This window comes from Spirillospora sp. NPDC049652, assembly GCF_040675125.1.
Classification (GTDB): Bacteria; Actinomycetota; Actinomycetes; order Streptosporangiales; family Streptosporangiaceae; genus Spirillospora.
In genome coordinates this window covers 1-2,690 of record NZ_JBFAOF010000944.1, presented here as the reverse complement: position 1 = coordinate 2,690, position 2,690 = coordinate 1, and the positions used below count along the sequence as shown (strand labels likewise).

Here is a 2,690-nt window from a genome sequence, read left to right as displayed (position 1 = left end):
CTCCCGGCGGACGACCTTCTCGCGGACGGCCTTCCTGCGGACGGCCTACCGGAGGACGACGTCACGGTCGTGGGCGAGGTGTCCCGGCTGGACGGCCGGTCCGGGCCTCCGCCGAACGGGGACAGGGCCGCCCAGAACGCGCGATGACCGTGCCCCCGGAATCGGGGCACGGTCATTCACGGGGCTGCCCGCTCCCGGGCGTCAGCCGTTCCAGCGGTCGCCGGTGAGGCGCTCGTAGACCTCGACGTAGCGGGCGCGGGTGGCGTCGACGACCTCGGCCGGGATCTCCGGGCCGGGCGGGGTGCGGTCCCAGTCGAGGGTGGACGACCAGTTGCGGACGAACTGCTTGTCGAGGGAGTCCTGGACGCGGCCGGGCCGGTACCGGTCGGCCGGCCAGAACCGGGACGAGTCGGGCGTCAGGACCTCGTCGCCGAGGATGAGCGTCCCGTCGGCGGCGCGGCCGAACTCCAGCTTGGTGTCGGCGATGATGATGCCCCGGTCGAGGGCGAGCGCCGCGCCGCGCCGGTACACCTCCAGGGTCGTCTCGCGCAGCTCGGCGGCGGTGTCCGCGCCGATCTCGGCGACCATCTCGTCGTAGGTGATGAACTCGTCGTGGCCCTCGGTGGCCTTGGTGGTCGGGGTGAAGATCGGCTCGGGCAGCCGGTCCGACTCGACCAGACCCGCCGGCAGCTCCACGCCGGAGACCGCGCCGTCCTTCTGGTACTGCTTCAGGCCGAGGCCGGTGAGGTAGCCGCGCGCGATCCACTCGACGGGCAGCATCGTGAGGCGCTGGACGCGGACGGCCCGGCCGGCGAACTCGGCGGGCACGTCGGCCGCGGAGATCACATGGTTCGGGACGACGTCCGCGAGCTGCTCGAACCACCACAGCGAGAGCTGCGTGAGGATCTTCCCCTTGTCGGGGACCTCGGTCGGCAGCACCACGTCGTACACGCTCACCCGGTCCGTGGCGACCAGGACCAGGTCGTCCCCGTCGGCGTAGACGTCGCGGACCTTGCCCGAGTGGATCAGTTCCATGCGGATCGTTGCCTCAGCTCTCGTTTCCCCAGGTCGGCCGAGCAGGAGTGTACCGAGACGCCCCGGACGCGGCCGTCCGGGGCGTCCCCGTGGTCACTCGGCGGCCTCCAGGGCGCCGCGGGCGATCACTTCGGCGCGCTCCCGGTGGAGAGGGTGTCGGTCCAGCCGGCGGTGATGGTGACGGTGGATCCTTCGGACGCCGACATGAGACCGCCCTGGTAGTCGACGAAGTTGCGGGAGTCGCGCAGCCTGCCGGTGGCCGGGTCGAGGACCACCTCCATCCCCTGGGGGATGTTGTACACCGGGATGTTCAGCCGCACTCCGGTCCCGACGCGGCCGAGGCTCCTCACCTCGGGGGCCTGGGCGAGGGCACGGAAGGCCGCCGCGCGGACCTTCGGCGTGACCGGCATCTGCGTCGACAGCACGAACAGGTCGTTGAGCACCTCGACCCGCCGCCCGCGCGCGTCCAGCTCGCCGGCGCTGGTGCGGATGTGGGCGTCCTCGACGTACCCGGTCATCCGGCGGACCAGGTCCTCCGGCTCGCTCGGCAGGGAGCGGAGCTGTTCGAACGTCAGCACCGGGCCGCCGGCGCGGAACCCTGGCTCCTGCTTGGGGTTGAAGTACGGCTTGCCACCGGTCTTGAGGCCGCCGGAGTAGTGCCGGCCGTCGCGCCGGAACCACCGGTCGTAGCTCTCGTCCTTGATCACGACGCCCTGGGCGTCGTGGAAGATCACGCCGAGGTGCCAGTACCTGCCGACGCGCTCGGGCGCCTGGGACGCGCTGTCGGCGGCGGCGAGGAACACCTGGCGGGCGCTGATCGGAGCGGCCGCCTGGGACGGCGTTCCGCCGTGCGCGGACGGGCCGCCGTGGTGGGGGGACGCGCCGACCGAGCCGGTGGCGACGGCGATGGCGACGGCCGCGGCCGCCACTCCGGCGGTGAGGCCGGTGCCGCCGACGGCCCAGAGGACGCGGCGGCGGCCGGGGGCGGGGGTGGCGCCGCCGCGCATGGCGTTCTGCAGCTGGTGGCGGCGGCGGTCCACGGTGTCCGGCGAGGGCTCGGGCTTGGCGAGCGCGTCGGCGACGATGCGCAGGTCGTCATCCATGGAACTTCTCCTTGCCGATGGTCTTGTGGATCTTGGCGCGGGCGCGGCTGAGCCGGGATCCGACCGTGCCGTAGGAGATGCCGAGCGCCTCGGCGATCTCGTCATGGCTGAGCTGGGCGAGCGCCACCAGCAGCAGGACGTCGCGCTCGCCCTGGTTGAGGGAGCGCAGCGCGCGGGCCAGCTCGGGCCGCAGGCGGTGCGCGGCGACGGCGGTCAGCACGCCGTTCTCGTGGCTGCCCTCGTCCGGGTCGGCGCCGCCGCGCGCCAGGGCCTTGTAGTGGCGGGCCTCGCGGCGGCGGTGCCGGGCGATGAGGTTGGTGGCGATGCCGAACAGCCAGGGGCGCAGCGCGCCGCGTTCCGGGTCGAAGCGGTCCCGGATCGCGAAGGCCGTGCAGAACGTCTCGGCGGCGATGTCCTCGCCCGCCTGGGTGTCGAGGCGTCCGGCCGCGTACAGGTAGATGTCGCGGAAGTACCGGTCGTACACGTCGGTGAACCGGTCGGGGTCGCGCCGGAACGCCGCGGCCAGCTCCGCGTCCCCGGCGTCGGCGCTCC

3 protein-coding genes are annotated in these 2,690 nt (G+C 73.3%); all 3 read right to left on the bottom strand.

Translation table 11 applies throughout. From position 1 onward, the window contains the following. Nucleotides 1–201: 201 nt before the first annotated feature. Nucleotides 202–1,035, bottom strand: a complete 834-nt coding sequence (locus AB0J52_RS35220; protein WP_500187242.1) for a phosphoribosylaminoimidazolesuccinocarboxamide synthase — start codon at nucleotides 1,033–1,035, stop codon at nucleotides 202–204. A 125-nt stretch (nucleotides 1,036–1,160) separates the two neighbouring features. After that, nucleotides 1,161–2,138, bottom strand: a complete 978-nt coding sequence (locus AB0J52_RS35215) for a CU044_5270 family protein (protein WP_500187241.1) — start codon at nucleotides 2,136–2,138, stop codon at nucleotides 1,161–1,163. Beyond that, the coding region (locus tag AB0J52_RS35210) for an RNA polymerase sigma factor (protein WP_500187239.1) at nucleotides 2,131–2,690 on the bottom strand (560 nt) is incomplete at its 5' end. The genes AB0J52_RS35210 and AB0J52_RS35215, both read right to left, overlap by 8 nt.

Excerpts from the sequence above, each read along its gene's own strand:
- AB0J52_RS35220 (WP_500187242.1), bottom strand. The coding sequence starts at position 1,035 with ATGGAACTGATCCACTCGGGCAAGGTCCGCGACGTCTACGCCGACGGG.
- AB0J52_RS35215 (WP_500187241.1), bottom strand. The coding sequence starts at position 2,138 with ATGGATGACGACCTGCGCATCGTCGCCGACGCGCTCGCCAAGCCCGAG.